Below are 15046 nucleotides of genomic sequence, written 5' to 3' on the forward strand. Positions count from 1 at the left end.
TGATCTTGGCGGCGCGCGGTTGGACTGCGGTCACATCGAGTCGCTGGCGCTCGCCCCGACCGGCCGCCATGTGCTGGTCGGCGTCGACCGTCAGGCGGAGGAGATGGACAGGTCGCCGCTGGCCGGGCTGCCGCCGTGTGGCGGTGCCCGCTTCCAGCTGCTGCGCCTCGACCTCGAATCCGGTAACACCCAGATCGTGCCCGGCGAACAGGACACCTGGATCCAGGCCTGGTGACCGGCGTGAGCGGAGCCTCACTATGGTGGCCGAGTGGACACCATCGAGACCCCTCGCCTCGTCCTCCTCCCCCTGCGCAGCGAGTACGCCGACGAGATGGCCGCCGTACTCTCCGACCCTGACCTGCACACGTTCACCGGAGGCGCCCCTCTCACCGTGGAGGAGCTGCGCCTTCGATACGAGCGGTTGGTAGCCGGGTGGCCCGCCTGGCGCAACTGGGTGATCCGGTCGCGAGAGGAGGAGCGTCTGGTCGGCTATGTGCAGGCTACGGCGGACGAAAGAACCGCGGAGATCGCGTGGGTCATCGGTACGCCCTGGCAGGGCCGCGGTCTGGCCACCGAGTCCGCCAAGGCCCTCGTCAGCCGGCTCATGGAGCAGGGAATCGACACGATCATCGCGCACATCCGCCCCGGCCACGCGGCCTCGGCCGCCGTCGCGAGTTCGGCCGGCCTGCGCCCCACCGATCAATGGCACGACGGCGAAGTCCGCTGGGAACGTACCTCCTGACCCGATGATCCACGCGCAAGCACTCGGTCATCCACGTCGGTCCGGCGGCGGTTCGTCGTAAAGACCGAGCTCGTCATCGTCGGGGGCCTGGAAGAGCTTCACGTACTCCTCAAGCAACTCGCGGCTGACCGGGACCGTCCCCAGCCGCCCCTCCCCATTACGGGCGTCGAGGCGGCGGCGCAGCTCATCGATCGGCGTGGCAAGGTAGTGCAGTTCGACGGGAACGCCGAGTGCGCGCGCTCCCAAACGCTTCTCATCCCGCTCAGAACGCGCCCAGAACCCATACTCCAGGATCACGCACAGCCCAAGCCTCAAGAGATCCTGGGCATGCTCCCAGAACCGCCTCTCAAGCCGGTCGCGCGTTTCCTCATCGAACAGGTCGACGCCGAGATCGGCCAGCCATTCGTCCGGACACAGACGCACCCCTGGAATCTCTCTCGCCAGGCGCTCGGCCAGCGTCGTCTTCCCGGAGCCTGGCAGCCCGCACAGCAGGATCAGTCTGGGCCCGGGGCTCGCATCCATCAGGCGCCTCCACAACACCGCGGCAAGGTCACGCCGACATGCTCCCGCAACAGTCATGCCCAACGAAAATGGTTTCCGTCGGGTCCGGATACGCGGCGAGGACCCCGCCGTGACATCTGTCAGCTCGACTTCCGGCTGTTCGGCACTTGAGGGCAGGGTCGGCCGGGGCGCACGATCAAGGCATGGCGGACACACACCCCACCTCCCGCACGGCGGGAGCGCCGTTCTTCGTCGATGGCGGTCACGAAGAGCGCGGGACCGCGATGCCCACGGCGCGGCGGCCATCCGTACGGCTCATTAAGATCGCGGCCTCGGCGCACGCGGTGTTCCTTTTCGCGGCCGTGATCGAGCTGGCCCGGCTGTCCCCACCCTGGTACGGCACGGCCTTCGCCGCCACGGGCATCGTGCTGTTCGCCGTCTGCTTCGTCAGGATCGTGTGGCGGAATATGGAGCGGCTGCACCAGAACGTGACCCCGGTGGCGTTCGCCGCCATGGTCGGCACCGCGGCGGCGCTGCAGGTGGTGCTGGAGCGGACGTGGCTGCTGACCGCGTCGTACTACGTCGTCACCCTGCTGGTCGTCGCCCAGCCGCCGCGCCGCTGGGCCCCCGGCGTCGCTGCGGTGCTGGTGGCCGGTACGGCGGCCGGCGTCCTACGACTGGGAAACGATCTCGGCGACGCGGTCGCGACGATGTTGCCGGTGCTGGGTTACGCGGTGATCCTCGCGTTCGGCTACTGGTTCACCAGGATGGGCGCGGAGCTGCGCAGGGCGCGGATCGACCTGGCACGGGGGGCGGTGTCCGCCGAGCGGACGCGTATCGCCAGGGACCTGCACGACGTGCTCGGCCAGCGGCTCACCGAGATCGTCCTGAAGGCGGAACTGGCGTCCAGGCTGGTCGGCCGTGACCCGGAGCGGGCCGCCGCCGAGATGTCGTCGGTCGGCAGGGCGGCGAGAGCCGCCCTCGACGAGATGAGGTCCACCGTGTCGGGGTATCGCGACGTCACGCTGGCCGGGGAGATCGCCACCGCCGGTGAGATCGCCAAGGCGGCGGGGATCGCGCTCTCCGTGCACGTGCCGCCGGCCCTGCCGGGCGGTGCGGCGGGCAGGACTCTCGCCTGGGCGGTGCGCGAGGGGCTGACCAACGTGCTGCGGCACGCGGAGGCCGGATCGTGCGTGATCACCGTGACCGGCAGTGACCCCGTGGTGGTGACCGTGACCGATGACGGCCCGGCGCGGCGGGGCGGGCGGGCACGCGGCGAGGTGGCCTTCGGCACCGGACTGGCAGGGCTGGCCGAACGGGTCACGGCGGCCGGGGGACGGCTGTCCGCGTCAGCCGGTGAGTCGCGGTTCACCCTGCGGGCCGAGGTCCCCGCCCGAGCCCCCGACGACTCACCGAGCGGGACTCCGCCCGGGAGCGGCCGCGATGACGCATCGAGCGGGAGTCCGGCCGGCAGCGGCCGGGGCGCGGCAGAAGCCCGCGATGACGCATCGAGTGGGACTCAGTCCGGCCGGGGCGCGGGGGAGCCGGAATGATCCGCGTGCTGCTGGCAGAGGACCAGCATCTGGTACGCGGCGCGCTGGCGGCGCTGCTGGCACTGGAGGACGACATGATCGTCGTGGCGAGCGTCGCCGACGGGGCGGCGGCGGTGGCCGCGGCGGTCGAGCACCGGCCCGACGTGGCGCTGCTGGACATCGAGATGCCGGTGATGGACGGCATCGAGGCGACCGCTGGGATCCGGGCCAAGGTGCCGGAGGCCAAAGTGGTCATTCTGACCACCTTCGGCAGGCCGGGATATCTGCACCGGGCGATGGACGCCGGGGCCTCCGGCTTCGTGGTGAAGGACACCGAGCCGGAACGCCTGGCCGACGCCGTACGACGGGTCCTCGCCGGGCAGATCGTCGTCGATCCCGCGCTCGCCGTGGCCTCTCTGCAACGCGGTCCCAATCCGCTGACCGACCGGGAGCAGGCCGTGCTGCGCGCGGCCGAGGACGGCGCCACCGTGGCCGCTCTGGCCGTACGGCTCAACCTGTCCGAGGGGACCGTACGTAATTACCTGTCCAGCGTCATCGGCAAGACCGGGGCGCGGACCCGCGCCGAGGCCGCGCGGACGGCCCGCGACAACGGCTGGCTTTGACGCGCTCCCCAGCCTGAAGGCCGGAGCACCGGCCCGCACTCCGGTAGCCGGGCACCGACCACGAGACCGCACCGCCGTACGCGGTGTCCCTCGCTGAAGGCGGTCAGTAGCCCGACGGCCGCACCAGCCCCGTTTCATAGGCGAAGACCGCCGCCTGGGTGCGGTCGCGCAGCCCGAGCTTGACCAGCATCCTGCTCACGTGGGTCTTGACGGTCTGCTCGGCGACCACCAGGCGCTCGGCGATCTCCGCGTTCGACAGGCCCTGCGCGATCAGCGACAGCACCTCGGTCTCGCGCTCGGTCAGGTCACCCACGCGCTCCTTAAGCGGGGTGCGCGGGGCTCCGCTCACCCGGGAGAACTCGGCGATCAGGCGCTTCGTGACGTTCGGGGCGAGCAGGGCGTCCCCGGCCGCGACCACCCGCACCGCGTGGGCCAGTTCGGCCGCCGACGCGTCCTTGAGCAGGAACCCGGAAGCCCCCGCGCGCAGCGCCTCGTAGACGTAGTCGTCGAGGTCGAAGGTGGTCAGGACCAGGACCTTCACGGTGGCGTCCGGCTGCCCGGCGATGCGGCGGGTCGCCTCGATGCCGCCCAGCTCGGGCATCCGCACGTCCATCAGCACGACGTCGGGGTCCAGTTCGGCGACCTTCGCGACGGCGTCGAGGCCGTTCACGGCCTGGCCGACGACCTCGATGCCGGGCTCGGCGTTGAGCAGGACGGTGAAGCCCTGACGGACCATCGCCTGGTCGTCGGCTATGAGCACGCGGATGCTCGTCATGAGGTGGCCTCGATGCCTTTCTGCGAGTCGACGGGCAGGAACACGCTCACTTCGTAACCGCCGTCCGGCGTGGGACCCGTGACGAGGTCGGCGCCCAGCATGGCCGCGCGTTCGCGCATCCCCAGCAGCCCGTGCCCCGCGCCGGTCGAGGGCAGGGCCGGCGCGGCGGGTGCGGCGTTGACGACTCGGATCGCGAGGGCGTCGGGGTGGTAGAACAGCCGGACCGACACCGGCGCGCCCGGCGCGTGCCGCATGGCGTTGCTGAGCGCCTCCTGCACGATCCTGAACGCCGACAGCTCCACCCCGGGCGACAGCGGGCGCGGTTCGCCCGACGTCTCGGCGGTGAGCGTGACGCCTGCGCCGCGTACGTTCGCGAGCAGCTCGTCGAGCCGGTCGAGCGCGGGCTGCGGCGCGTCCCCGGGTGTTTCCTGAGCGCGCAGTACGCCCAGGACCCGGCGTAACTCGGTCAGCGCCTCGACGGCGTTCTGGCGGATGCCCGCGAGGTTCTCCTTCAGCTCGTCGGGCGGATTCTCCACCAGGTGCGGCGCCACCTGCGCCTGAATGGAGATCACCGACATGTGGTGCGCGACCACGTCGTGCAGCTCGCGGGCGATCCTGCTGCGCTCCTCCAGCAGCGTGCGCCTGGCCCGCTCCTCGGCCGTCAGCTCCTCCTGGGCCTCCAACCGGGTACGGGTCGTCCTCAGCAGACGCACCCCCACCCCGATCACGACCGCGATCGCGTAGACCGGCACGGCCACCACCGGATATCCGGGCCCGTTGCCCTCGGGCATGAAGACCACGCACATCACCGCCGCCAGCGTGGTGATCGCCAGTGCCGCCCCCGCGACGCGCGGGCGTACCCGCAGGGCCAGCAGGAGCAGCACCCCGGCCTGCAGGGCGATGCCGGAGCCCGTCCACGGGAAGGAGATCGCGTCGCCGGACGGGACCCTCGGGTGAGCCCGCTCCACCGGCGACCCCGAGTCCACCATCCAGGGAAAGGACAGGCTTTGCGAGAGGTACGTCATCCCCGTCCTCGCGCCGATGACCATGACGGCGATCGACGCCCACCAGGCGGGCAGCGGGCGCGACATCGCGATCACGAGGATCACCGCCTGGGCCATGGCGAGCAACGGGACCGTCGGGTCCACACCTTCCGCGTCGGGGAACATGCCCATGACCAGCGCGTACAGGATGACCATGACGTGTGGGAGCCGGGACAGCAGGCGTGGCCGCGCCATGCGGGGGAGCGGGTCGGCGGCCGTCGTCCACAGCTCCGCGCGTACGGTGCCGAGAGCCTTTCGCAGCCTGCCCATCAGCCCTCGTCCCTCTACCCTTGTCGTCCCGGGTTGATCCAGCCTAACGACGCGCCTTCGAGCGCGGCCGTCCTCGCTCGTAACCGTGGAACACGGCACAGCACACCAGCAGCGCCGCCACGAACACCGGCAGCCAGGCCACCCGGGCGAGCACCCAGCCAGGCCCGTCGGGGACGGTGTGCAGACCGGTCAGCATCCCGCCCCCGCTCCCAGCGGCTCTGTCCCCGAGCGCTGCGGTCTGCCGCATCGCGCTCTCGGCGAGCAGGCCGAGCGAGGTGACCGCGATCATCGCGGTCTGGTGCCAAAGGAAGATCGTCATCGCGGCGAGGTTCGGCAGCGCCACCGCGGCCCAGGCCGCGGGGCGGCGCAGCAGCCGCCGCAACGGATCGAGCAGCAGCAGGGCCGCACCGCACTGCGCGAGCCCGAAGGTGACGGCGGCGAGGGAGGGCGGGTCGAGGTTGGACAGCGGCGCCCCCGGGACGCCGACCATGGCGGCGGGGTAGCCGCCCCAGATGACGAGCGCGGCGGTGGCGGCCGCACCGCCGAGCAGCAGCTTCCATCCGGTCGCGCGCCCGCGCAGGCCGCCACGGGCCCAGGCCGCCCCGAGGCAGTACGGCACCAGCCACCCGGCCGCCACGTTGACCCACCCGATGTTGACCCACCCGATGTCCCCTTCTGGCCCGACCGCCGCGACCACGAGTTCGCCCAGCGGGCCCTCCGGAATGGCGCCGAACCTGATCAGATCGACGCACACGACCACGGCGAGCGGCCATGCCGGGTGCAGTCTCGACACCAGCGGGGTCGCCGCGGTCAGCGCCGCGAAGACCAGCAGGAACCACATCGGGGACAGTACGAGCTTGACCAGCGCCTGTACGCTCTCCAGCCTGGCCCCACAGGCCAGCATCGCGAGGGCCGTCACCCCCCACACCACCATCACGGCGGTGGCCGGCCGCGCCAGCCGGGCCATTCGCCCCGCGAGCCACCGCCCGTACGGCACGCCTCCCGCCCGGGCACGGAGGTGACCCCGCGTCCCCACCAGCCCGCCCACCAGGAAGAAGACCGCGAGCGTCTGGAACACCCAGGAGACCGGGGCGAGCTGCGGCATGTATCGCAGCGGGCTGGCGGCCCGCACCGCCCCGCTGTCCATGACCAGCGCGGTCACCAGCCAGTGCCCGCCCACCACGCCGAGGATGGCCAGCGCGCGCAGAGCGTCCACGGCGCGGTCGCGGTCGGGAGGTGTCTCGGCGTCGAGCCGCGTGACGAGGTCACGCATCGCCGTCGGCCCGTCCGGACACGATCCGCGCGATGTTCATCAGCGCGGTGGATCCGGATGCCAGGTAGTCGCCGTGCCCGCCGCCGCCCGCGGCGAAGACCTGGGCGCCGAACCCAGGCGATATCGGGTCGCCGCCCAGCCCCACCGTGACGAACGGCAACTCGATGGACGCGTGCGGCAGGCCGCCGACCCAGTCCCCGGCGGTGCGTCCGGCCCATACCGTGGCCGTGGTTCGCAGGGCGGCGGCGTCGGCCATGCCCGCGCCGGGGCTGCCGTACAGGACGATGTCGGCGACGTCCAGCCCCGGCGCGGCCCGGCCGCACACGACGGAGCCGTAGGAGTGGCACAGGAGCGAGATGCGTGCGCCCGGTCTGGCCGCGCCCAACTCCCTTACGAAGGCGCGCAGGCGGGGGGCCGCCTCGTCGGCGCGGCCGGGGGTCACCACCTGGAGGCTCACGCTGCTCGGCGTGGCGTACCCGAGCCAGGCGACCACGGCCGACCGGTCGCCGAGCGTGTCCTGGAGCCTCATCGAGCCGCCGCGCAGCAGACCGTACTTGTCCAGGTCGATACCGGCGCCCGGGACCATCACGGCGATCCGCTCGGCGGTGGACAACTCGCCGAAGACCTCCACGGTACGGCCGCCGTCACGACCGTCGAAGGACAGGAAGTGCCGCGCGGGATCGGCCATCTCGCGCAGCCGCGAGGCACGCCAGTGGTCACCGTGCCGGGCCGCCGTCCGTTCGGCCGCCAGGATCTCCGCGTGACTGGCCGCGTACCGCTCGGCGAGTGCGGCCGGGGTCGCGACGCCCAGCGGGGGCACGGGGGTGGGAACGGGCGCCGGTACCGCGCCTGGCCGGGTCACGCCCGTCAACGGCCCCGCCACCGAGGCGGCGGTGAGGGCTGCGAACAGGAGGCGTCGCAGGCGGCTGCCACGCGAGCGGGTCGCCATGGGCGGTGGTCCTTCCGTGCCGGAGATCAGTGCTCGGGCATCAAAAGGTATGAATCACCGCTTGTAGTCGGCTTCCCGCTGGAGAGCGCACATTTCGGGTAGCTCTGAAGTACTACGGGGTCCAGACGCCGCCGCGCGACGTACTCACCGCGTGACGGCTTTCACGACGATCGCGGCGGTACCCGTGACAGCGCGCGGCGAGCACGATCCGATCCTGGGCCGCGGATCGGGAGACCGCGAGACCGGTCACGTCGTCGGCGATCCCTGCCTGGTCACGACGGCATGGGCCGCACCATGCGGCTTCTCGCCAGGGACGCGCTGGAGCCGGTAGAAGCCCGCGTGCCCGCGCTCCCTGTCCTCCTCGGTCTCCACCTCCCAGCCGTCGGCGAAGCGGGCGGCGATCTCCCCTTTCGCGATGCCCGCCGGCTTGGGCCACGGACCCCTGCTCGGGTAGCAGCCGTGGATGAGCAGCACGGCTCCAGGCGCGGCGATCCGCGTGACCGCCCGCACGTACGCGTCCCGGCCGCCGTGCGGGATGCTGTGCAGGCACCCCCTGTCGAAAAGCAGCCCGTACCCGTCGCCCAGCCCGAGCCGCTCAGGCTCGGTGAAGTCGCCCACGTACCAGCGCGCCTCCACTCCCGCGCGCCTGGCCTTCTCGCGGGCGCGGTCGACGGCCACGGACGTCAGGTCCACGCCGGCCGCGTCCCAGCCGTGCCGGGCCAGCCAGATGACGTGGGTGCCGGTCCCGCAGCCGATGTCCAGCGCCCGCCCGGCCGGGAGGGCGGGAAAACCGGCCGTCCCTGCCACGGCCTCGACCAGTTCGGGTACGGGCTCCCTGGTCTCCCAGGGGGTCAGGTGGATCCGGTAGAGGAACCTGAACCAGCGCTCGCTCATGTCTCCGCTCCGCCGAGCAGCGCCTTGGGCTGGGTGAACTCCTCGAGCCCGTACCGCCCGCCCTCCCGGCCGTGGCCGGAGTGCTTGAAGCCGCCGAACGGGGCTCCCAGGTCGAAGCCGGCGCCGTTGATGTGCACCTGACCGGCGCGGATGCGACGCGCGACGCGCGAGGCCCGCTCCCTGTCCGCCGACCACACCGCCGCCGACAGCCCGTACGGTGTCGCGTCGGCCAACTCGACCGCCTCGTCCTCGTCGTCGTACGCCTGGACGCACAGGACGGGCCCGAAGATCTCCTCGGAGGCGACCGCCGCACCAGCGGGAACCTCCGTGAAGACGGCCGGACCGGCGAAGAAGCCGCGCGCGGGCAACGCGCGGTGTCCCGTGATCAGGCGGGCGCCCTCGGCGACGCCGCGGTCGATGTACCGGCGTACCCGGTCGAGTTGCCGCCCGGACACCAGCGGGCCGAGCGTGGTGTCCTCGTCCCTGGGGTCGCCGACGGTGTTCGCCTCCGCGGCCGCCACGGCCAGCTTCTCGACCTCGGGAAGCCTGGTCCTGGGCACGAGCAGGCGGGTGAGCGCGTCGCAGGTCTGGCCCGAGTTGAAGAACGCGTTCGTGACCGTGTCCCGCACGGCCGGCTCCAGCGAGGCGTCGTCGAGCAGGACGCAGGGTGACTTGCCGCCCATCTCCAGTGCGGTCTTCGTCACGTTGCGGCCGGCCGGCTCGGCGACCCGGCTGCCGGTGGCCGTGGAGCCGGTGAAGGACAGCAGGTCGATCAGCGGGTGGGCGGCCAGCGCCGCGCCCGCCACCGGACCGGTGCCTGGGACCAGGTTGAACACCCCGGCGGGGAGTCCTGCGGCGTCGATGAGCTCCGCCAGGCGGAGCGCCGCCAAGGGGACGACCTCGCTCGGTTTGACCACCACCGTGCAGCCCACGGCCAGCGCGGGGGCGGTCTTGGCGGCGATCTCCTGAAGCGGGAAGTTCCAGGGTGTGATGGCGCCGACGACGCCTGCCGGCTCGCGTACGACCAGTGTGTTCGCCGCCGCGCCCGGCGGGTGGGAGGGGACGGAGAGGCCCTCGGCCAGTTCCGCGGCCATCATGAAGATCTCGGCGGGGGCGCCGACCTGCGCCTCGCGGGCCATCGCCCGCGGCATGCCGAGGTCGGCCACGATGAGCTCGGTCAGCTCGTCGGCGTGGGCGGCGACGAGCCGGCCGATCTCGCGGACGTATCCGAGCCGCTCCCGCTCGGGGGTGCGCGACCAGCGGGGGAAGGCGCGCGCCGCCGCACGGACGGCCCGGTCGACGTCCTCGGCGTCACCCAGGCGGATGGCTCCGATGGCCTGCTCCGTGGTGGGGTCGAGGACGTCGAGCGCGTCCGTGCCGTGCGGGGCCACCCAGGCGCCGTCGATGTAGAGGCCCTTCATGGCCCTGCCACCGTGACCGGCAGGCGGGACAGGCCGCGCAACGTCGCGTTGCGCCGTGGCACGGGCTCCCCGGCGAAGCGCAGCCGAGGGCGGCTCAGCAGCGCGGACAGGACCACCCGCGCCTCGACGCGGGCGACGTTGAGCCCCAGGCACGAGTGGGAGCCGCGGCCGAAGCCGAGGTGGGGGTTCGGCTGACGGTCCAGCACCATCGTCTCCGGGTCCGGGAACTGGGCCGGGTCACGGTCCGCGGCCGCGATCATGGCGGTGACCACGTCGCCCTGGCGGATCTTCACGCCGCCCAGCTCGACGTCCTCGGTGCAGCCGCGGCTCAGCGCGTGCACGGGGCTCGACAGGCGCAGCAGTTCCTCGATCGCGAGGTCGAGCCCGGCGCCGCCGGTGCGCAGGGCGTCCTCCGCTTCGGGGTGCCTGAGCAGGCGGGCGACGGCGTTGCCGAGGAAGCGGCTCGGCACCTCGAAGCCGGCGTGGAAGAACGCCCGTACGGAGCTGACCAGCACCTCGTCGGCGGCCACCCCCGACCCCTCCAGGTGCGCGGCCACGTAGCCGAGCGCGCCCTCGCCCGGCGGGCCGGCCAGCCAGGAGCGGATCAGGTCGTTGAACGCGGCCCTGGCCTTCAGCCCCGGATCCAGCGCCTCGGGCGCCAGCTGGGCGTCCATGCTGCGGTCGAGGTCGTCGTTCAGGCGGTCGAAGGCGTCGCCGGTCCGCGGCGGGTCGACGCCGATGAAGCGGGTGATGGCGAACAGCGTGAACGGATCGGCGAAGTCCCGTACGAAGTCGAACTCGCCCCTGTCCATGAGCGGATCGAGGAGGGCGTCCGCCCGCTCGGTCAGCACGGCCTCGACGGCCGTCAGGTCCTGGGCGCGTACCGCCTCCAGAGCCAGATGGCGCAGGGGCGTGTGCTCGGGCGGGTCGAGCGTCTGCAGGCTCAGCAGCGTGGGCGGGGTGGGCTCGCCGATGCGGCGGAAGTCGGCGGCGAACCGCTCCGAGTCCCGCAGTACGGTGGAGCAGTCCGCGAACCTGGTGAGCAACCAGCACCGAAGCTGCTCGTGCCAGTAGACCGGCGCGGCCTCCCGCAGCCGGCGATAGGCCGGGTAGGGGTCGGACACGACGTCGTCGTCGAGCGGGTTGAACAGCGGATCGGCCGCATGCGTCGTCGTGGAAGCCGTCACTCGAGGCACCTCCTCACCTCGCCTCGTGCGGGCACCCCGACGGTAGTCGCGGGCGGCCGATCCCAGATACGCGGCGAACGGGACATCTCCCGCCGCCCAGGCTTTCCGGTCTCCGGCAAGTGTGAGCGGGCCCAGTGGTGGGCCCAGTGATGGACTCAGTGGTGGACTCAGCGGTGTACGAAGTTCGGTAGCAGGTCCACGTCGTCGTAGTGGCGGTGGAAGACGGGCGTCGCGGCTCCGGACAGCGGCGGGACGATCCACGCCCACTCGGCGGGCACCCGACGGCCCGCACGGCGCTCCCGCTCCAGGTGCCGCATGAACCGCTCCGCCTCGGTGTGGTGGTCGCTCATCGTCACCCCTGAGCGCTGGAACGACCAGAGCACGGCGACGTTCAGTTCGACGAGCGCGCGGTCCTTCCAGAGCGTGCGCGGGGCCGCCGTGGACAGCCCCATCCGGCGGGCGATCTCGGGCAACATCGCGTACCTGTCGTCGTCGGCCAGGTTGCGCGCGCCGATCTCCGTGCCCATGTACCAGCCGTTGAACGGCGCGGCCGGGTATCGAAGCCCGCCCGCCAGCAGCGTCATGCAGGAGATCGCGGGCACCGCGTGCCAGCGCAGCCCCAGCTCCCCGAACCACGGCAGGCCGGGATGGCCGATGGGCACCTCGTGAACGGACTCCACGGGAATGTCGAACAGCCGCGGCCGCTCCCCCGGCGTCTCGACGAGCAACGGCAGCGGGTCGAACGAGGTCCCGGGGCCGCCGGGCCAGCCGAGCTTCATCACGTGCTCGGTCAGGGCCACGTTCCTCGGGTCGCCCAGGACGGTGCCGTCGTCGCGGCGGTAGCCGGCGTACCTGATGAGCTGCTCGTTGTGGATGCGCGGGCCTGCCCGGCCGGGGGCCGCGGGGGCGAAGACGGTGATCATGGGGCGGATCCGGCCGTGCGCGAACGCCTGCCGCAGGTGCGCGACGCACTCGAGGTAGACGCCCTCGGCCGTGGTCACGTGGCGGCGGTCGCGTACCACCAGGTTGCGCCAGTAGAGCCTGCCGATGCATCTCTTGCTGTTGCGCCAGGCCACGCGCGCGGCGTGGGCCAGCTCGGCGGAGGTGTGCGCGTAGGTGCCGTGCTCGCCGATCGACCTGCGCACCTCCTCCAGCCGCCGTCCTGGCGGGCCGGCGCCGGGGTTCTCGTCGTGGAACTGCCGCACGAACGCCTCGGCCTCGTCTTCCAGGCTCTGGCCGGAGGCCGGGACGGTCACCTCCGTCATGTCCTCCTCCTCGCGCGGCGGGGTGGTGACCCGGCGGGGAGGCCGGGCCACCGGGTTGGTACATCCGCGTTACGTCAGTGCAGGTAACGCATCTGCGCTCACCTCCTCCGTCCCATCCGGTTCCGCGGCGCACGCCCCCGAACGCGGTGTGGGAGTGATGGTGATGGGCCGAATGTACGGGGACGGCCAGGCGATCCGAAGGTCCGAGCACCGACGCCCGGTCCGGTCCGCCCTTCCGGACACCGGAAACGTCGAGCCTGAGGTGTTCCAGGGCAGGAGTCCCTCCCCTACGGTTGAGCGATGGCCGGGACCCGCGCGGACTGGGACGGCCAGGCCGCGGACTATGACCAGGCGATGCGGCCGTTCGAGCGGCACGCCTTCGCCAGGGCGCGGGCCTGGCTGTGCTCCCGGGCTCACGGGGACGTCCTGGACGTCGCCGCGGGCACCGGCGCGAACCTGCCGCACTACCCGCCGGGGTGCCGCGTCACGATGGTGGACTACAGCGGCCCGATGCTGGCCAGGGCCAGGCACCGCGACACGCGCGTACGGGTCGCGCTGTGCCAGTCTGACGCCCATCGGCTGCCCTTCCTGGACAGGTCGTTCGACGCAGCGGTGTGCGCGCTGAGCCTGACGCTGCTCGGCGGCGGCCCGGCCTTCGCGGAGATCAGGCGCGTGCTGCGGCCTGGCGGCCATCTGCTGGTGTTGGAGCACGTCCACGCCAGGCGGCACGCGTGGCGGCCCGTGCACGAGGCGGGGTTCCGCGTGGCCGGCCGGCGCAGGCTGCTCCTGGGCCTCGTACGAGCGGTCGACCTGTCCTTGTGAATCCTTCTGAATTCCGGAAACCCGCCGCGGAACCGAAGGTCGGGGATGGCACCTACCTCCGCCGCCGGAGCCCGGCCTACTCTCCACCGCATGTCGGAACCCGTAGATGTGACGGTCCGCCACCACGTCGCCAAGGTGCGGCTGAACCGTCCAGAGGTACTCAACGCGGTGGACGGCGCGGCGCTGGCGGAGTTCGGCCTGGCCCTGCGCGACTGCGCCGACTCTTCAGACGTCCACGCCGTCGTCATCCACGGCGCGGGCCGTTCGTTCTGCAGCGGCATCGACCTGACCGCCCTGGCGACCGGGCGCATCCCCCTGGAGTGGTTCGACGACTGGGAACGGGCGGTCGCCCTCTGCGAGGAGATGCCCAAGCCGGTCATCTGCGCGATCCACGGCCACTGCCTGGGCGGCGGGTTCCAGATCGCGCTGGCCTGCGACGCCCGCGTGGCCTCTCCTGACGCGGTCTTCGAGTTGCCCGCGATCCGCGAGGGGCTGATACCCGGATTCGGCGTCCACCGCCTGCCCCGCTACGTCGGCGTGGCGCTGACGCGGCGCATGGTGCTGTTCGGCGACCGGTGGACGGCCGCGCGCGCCGCGGAGCTCGGCGTGCTGGACCAGGTGAGCCCCGACCCGCTGGCCGCCGCCGTGGAGATGGCGAGTGAGATGGCGCCGCTGTCCCAGGTGCGGAGCTTCGCGGTCTGCAAGCGGCTGCTGAGCCTGGCCGGGGCCGGCGCCGACCCACTCCAGGAATACCTGGCGCGGCAGGCGGAATGCCTGGGCTCGGAGGACCACCGCGCCTCGGCCGAGGCCTGGTTGTCGCGATGACGCGCTGGGGCGGGTCGCTGCTGCTCGTCGCCCTGCTGGCCGCCGGGTTCCTGCTGGTCGGGCTCGGCGCCGAGAACTGGGGCGGGCCACCGAGGCGCGACGTCGAGATCGCCGGGCGGATCCCGGCCACCGTCTTCATGCCTGGACAGCCCCCTCCCGGGCACCCGGCCATCGGGTTCACGCTGCCGCGCCCCGCCGGGCAGCGGCCTCCCGTCGTGGTCATCGCGCACGGCCACAGCGCCGACAGGGAGATGATGAGCCCGATCGCGCGCAGCCTGGCCCGAGCCGGGTACGCGGTGCTGGCCTTCGACATCGCCGGTCACGGGGCCAGCAGGACGCCCTTCTCCGTCACGCCCTTCGCCTCGGAGCCCGACCGGCTGCGGGCCGATCTCAAGGCCGTGGTCGACTGGCTGGGCGCCTACCCCTACGTGGACGGGAAGCGGGTGCTGCTCATGGGGCACTCGCTCGGTGCCGCGCTGGTGATGGACTTCGCCTCACGGGACCCGAGGCCGGTCGCCACCGTCGCGCTCTCCGGCTCCGTGAACCCGGCCCTGGCCGGGCCGCTGCGGCCGCGCAACGCGCTCTTCCTCGTCGCCGCCGGGGACGCGCAGCCGATCCACGAGGAGACGATGGGTACGGCGCGGCAGCTCGCGGGCGTGACTCCCGAGGAGGGGCGCACGTACGGCGACCCCGGGGCGGGCCAGGCCGTGCGGCGGAGCCTCGTCCCTGGCACCGACCACATGACGGTGCTGTACTCGGACACGGCGTTCCGCGAGGCCGTCGCCTGGATGGACACATCGGCCGGCAACCCGGCCAGGCGGCCACCCGGGCTCGACGACCCGCGCCTCGCCCTCAGCGCGTGGTACCTGCCGTGCGTGCTGGTCCTGATGGCCGGGCTCGGCTTCGCGGCGGGCAGGGCAGCCC

16 protein-coding genes are annotated in these 15046 nt (G+C 72.6%); 7 read left to right on the forward strand and 9 right to left on the reverse strand.

Going from position 1 to position 15046, the window contains the following annotated elements; translation table 11 throughout:
* Positions 1 to 19: 19 nt before the first annotated feature.
* Positions 20 to 235 (forward strand): hypothetical protein, encoded by a 216-nt coding sequence (locus ITP53_RS20190; RefSeq protein ID WP_195896969.1) that lies wholly within the window; start codon positions 20 to 22, stop codon positions 233 to 235.
* A 33-nt stretch (positions 236 to 268) separates the two neighbouring features.
* Positions 269 to 742, forward strand: coding sequence for a GNAT family N-acetyltransferase (locus ITP53_RS20195; RefSeq protein WP_328815154.1), 474 nt, complete (start codon positions 269 to 271; stop codon positions 740 to 742).
* 27 nt (positions 743 to 769) lie between these two features.
* Here the strand turns inward: ITP53_RS20195 and ITP53_RS20200 are convergent, their stop codons facing one another.
* Positions 770 to 1264, reverse strand: a complete 495-nt coding sequence (locus ITP53_RS20200; RefSeq protein ID WP_195896970.1) for an AAA family ATPase — start codon at positions 1262 to 1264, stop codon at positions 770 to 772.
* Between the two features lie 182 nt (positions 1265 to 1446).
* Between ITP53_RS20200 and ITP53_RS20205 the strand changes: the two genes are divergently transcribed.
* Positions 1447 to 2796, forward strand: coding sequence for a sensor histidine kinase (locus ITP53_RS20205; protein ID WP_195896971.1), 1350 nt, complete (start codon positions 1447 to 1449; stop codon positions 2794 to 2796).
* A complete protein-coding gene (locus ITP53_RS20210) occupies positions 2793 to 3398 on the forward strand; it encodes a response regulator transcription factor (RefSeq protein ID WP_195896972.1) in 606 nt (201 codons plus the stop codon). The genes ITP53_RS20205 and ITP53_RS20210 overlap by 4 nt, the downstream gene beginning before the upstream one ends.
* Positions 3399 to 3501: 103 nt before the next feature.
* Here the strand turns inward: ITP53_RS20210 and ITP53_RS20215 are convergent, their stop codons facing one another.
* The 8 genes from ITP53_RS20215 to ITP53_RS20250 all read right to left on the reverse strand — a co-directional run bounded on the left by ITP53_RS20215 (position 3502) and on the right by ITP53_RS20250 (position 12475).
* Positions 3502 to 4173, reverse strand: coding sequence for a response regulator (locus ITP53_RS20215; protein ID WP_195896973.1), 672 nt, complete (start codon positions 4171 to 4173; stop codon positions 3502 to 3504).
* Positions 4170 to 5486: a sensor histidine kinase gene (locus ITP53_RS20220; RefSeq protein ID WP_195896974.1), complete on the reverse strand. Its 1317-nt coding sequence runs from the start codon at positions 5484 to 5486 to the stop codon at positions 4170 to 4172. The genes ITP53_RS20215 and ITP53_RS20220 overlap by 4 nt, the downstream gene beginning before the upstream one ends.
* A gap of 43 nt (positions 5487 to 5529) precedes the next feature.
* Positions 5530 to 6759, reverse strand: coding sequence for an acyltransferase family protein (locus ITP53_RS20225; RefSeq protein ID WP_195896975.1), 1230 nt, complete (start codon positions 6757 to 6759; stop codon positions 5530 to 5532).
* The gene (locus ITP53_RS20230) at positions 6752 to 7708 is read right to left on the reverse strand and encodes an alpha/beta hydrolase (protein WP_195896976.1); all 957 of its coding nucleotides are present in this window, start codon (positions 7706 to 7708) and stop codon (positions 6752 to 6754) included. The genes ITP53_RS20225 and ITP53_RS20230 overlap by 8 nt, the downstream gene beginning before the upstream one ends.
* Before the next feature lie 246 nt (positions 7709 to 7954).
* Positions 7955 to 8602 (reverse strand): class I SAM-dependent methyltransferase, encoded by a 648-nt coding sequence (locus ITP53_RS20235; protein WP_195896977.1) that lies wholly within the window; start codon positions 8600 to 8602, stop codon positions 7955 to 7957.
* The gene (locus ITP53_RS20240) at positions 8599 to 10023 is read right to left on the reverse strand and encodes an aldehyde dehydrogenase family protein (RefSeq protein ID WP_195896978.1); all 1425 of its coding nucleotides are present in this window, start codon (positions 10021 to 10023) and stop codon (positions 8599 to 8601) included. The genes ITP53_RS20235 and ITP53_RS20240 overlap by 4 nt, the downstream gene beginning before the upstream one ends.
* Positions 10020 to 11210 carry a cytochrome P450 gene (locus tag ITP53_RS60345; protein ID WP_195896979.1) on the reverse strand — a complete coding sequence of 397 codons (1191 nt, stop codon included), beginning with the start codon at positions 11208 to 11210 and terminating at the stop codon, positions 10020 to 10022. The genes ITP53_RS20240 and ITP53_RS60345 overlap by 4 nt, the downstream gene beginning before the upstream one ends.
* A gap of 167 nt (positions 11211 to 11377) precedes the next feature.
* A complete protein-coding gene (locus ITP53_RS20250) occupies positions 11378 to 12475 on the reverse strand; it encodes a nitric oxide synthase oxygenase (protein ID WP_195896980.1) in 1098 nt (365 codons plus the stop codon).
* Positions 12476 to 12775: 300 nt separating this feature from the next.
* Here ITP53_RS20250 and ITP53_RS20255 point away from each other — a divergent pair, with 300 nt between their 5' ends.
* The 3 genes from ITP53_RS20255 to ITP53_RS20265 all read left to right on the forward strand — a co-directional run.
* Positions 12776 to 13297, forward strand: a complete 522-nt coding sequence (locus ITP53_RS20255; RefSeq protein ID WP_195896981.1) for a class I SAM-dependent methyltransferase — start codon at positions 12776 to 12778, stop codon at positions 13295 to 13297.
* A 90-nt stretch (positions 13298 to 13387) separates the two neighbouring features.
* Positions 13388 to 14122: an enoyl-CoA hydratase/isomerase family protein gene (locus ITP53_RS20260; RefSeq protein WP_195896982.1), complete on the forward strand. Its 735-nt coding sequence runs from the start codon at positions 13388 to 13390 to the stop codon at positions 14120 to 14122.
* On the forward strand, positions 14119 to 15046 hold a 928-nt coding region (locus ITP53_RS20265), incomplete at its 3' end, for an alpha/beta fold hydrolase (RefSeq protein ID WP_195896983.1). The genes ITP53_RS20260 and ITP53_RS20265, both read left to right, overlap by 4 nt.

It is taken from the genome of Nonomuraea cypriaca (assembly GCF_015645445.1).
Classification (GTDB): domain Bacteria; phylum Actinomycetota; class Actinomycetes; order Streptosporangiales; family Streptosporangiaceae; genus Nonomuraea; species Nonomuraea cypriaca.

Bases quoted from the DNA above. Each gene is read 5' to 3' on its own strand.
- ITP53_RS20200 (WP_195896970.1), bottom strand. From the start codon at position 1,264: ATGGATGCGAGCCCCGGGCCCAGACTGATCCTGCTGTGCGGGCTGCCA.
- ITP53_RS20205 (WP_195896971.1), top strand. From the start codon at position 1,447: ATGGCGGACACACACCCCACCTCCCGCACGGCGGGAGCGCCGTTCTTC.
- ITP53_RS20210 (WP_195896972.1), top strand. From the start codon at position 2,793: ATGATCCGCGTGCTGCTGGCAGAGGACCAGCATCTGGTACGCGGCGCG.
- ITP53_RS20215 (WP_195896973.1), bottom strand. From the start codon at position 4,173: ATGACGAGCATCCGCGTGCTCATAGCCGACGACCAGGCGATGGTCCGT.
- ITP53_RS20220 (WP_195896974.1), bottom strand. From the start codon at position 5,486: ATGGGCAGGCTGCGAAAGGCTCTCGGCACCGTACGCGCGGAGCTGTGG.
- ITP53_RS20225 (WP_195896975.1), bottom strand. From the start codon at position 6,759: ATGCGTGACCTCGTCACGCGGCTCGACGCCGAGACACCTCCCGACCGC.
- ITP53_RS20230 (WP_195896976.1), bottom strand. From the start codon at position 7,708: ATGGCGACCCGCTCGCGTGGCAGCCGCCTGCGACGCCTCCTGTTCGCA.
- ITP53_RS20235 (WP_195896977.1), bottom strand. From the start codon at position 8,602: ATGAGCGAGCGCTGGTTCAGGTTCCTCTACCGGATCCACCTGACCCCC.
- ITP53_RS20240 (WP_195896978.1), bottom strand. From the start codon at position 10,023: ATGAAGGGCCTCTACATCGACGGCGCCTGGGTGGCCCCGCACGGCACG.
- ITP53_RS20250 (WP_195896980.1), bottom strand. From the start codon at position 12,475: ATGACGGAGGTGACCGTCCCGGCCTCCGGCCAGAGCCTGGAAGACGAG.
- ITP53_RS20255 (WP_195896981.1), top strand. From the start codon at position 12,776: ATGGCCGGGACCCGCGCGGACTGGGACGGCCAGGCCGCGGACTATGAC.
- ITP53_RS20260 (WP_195896982.1), top strand. From the start codon at position 13,388: ATGTCGGAACCCGTAGATGTGACGGTCCGCCACCACGTCGCCAAGGTG.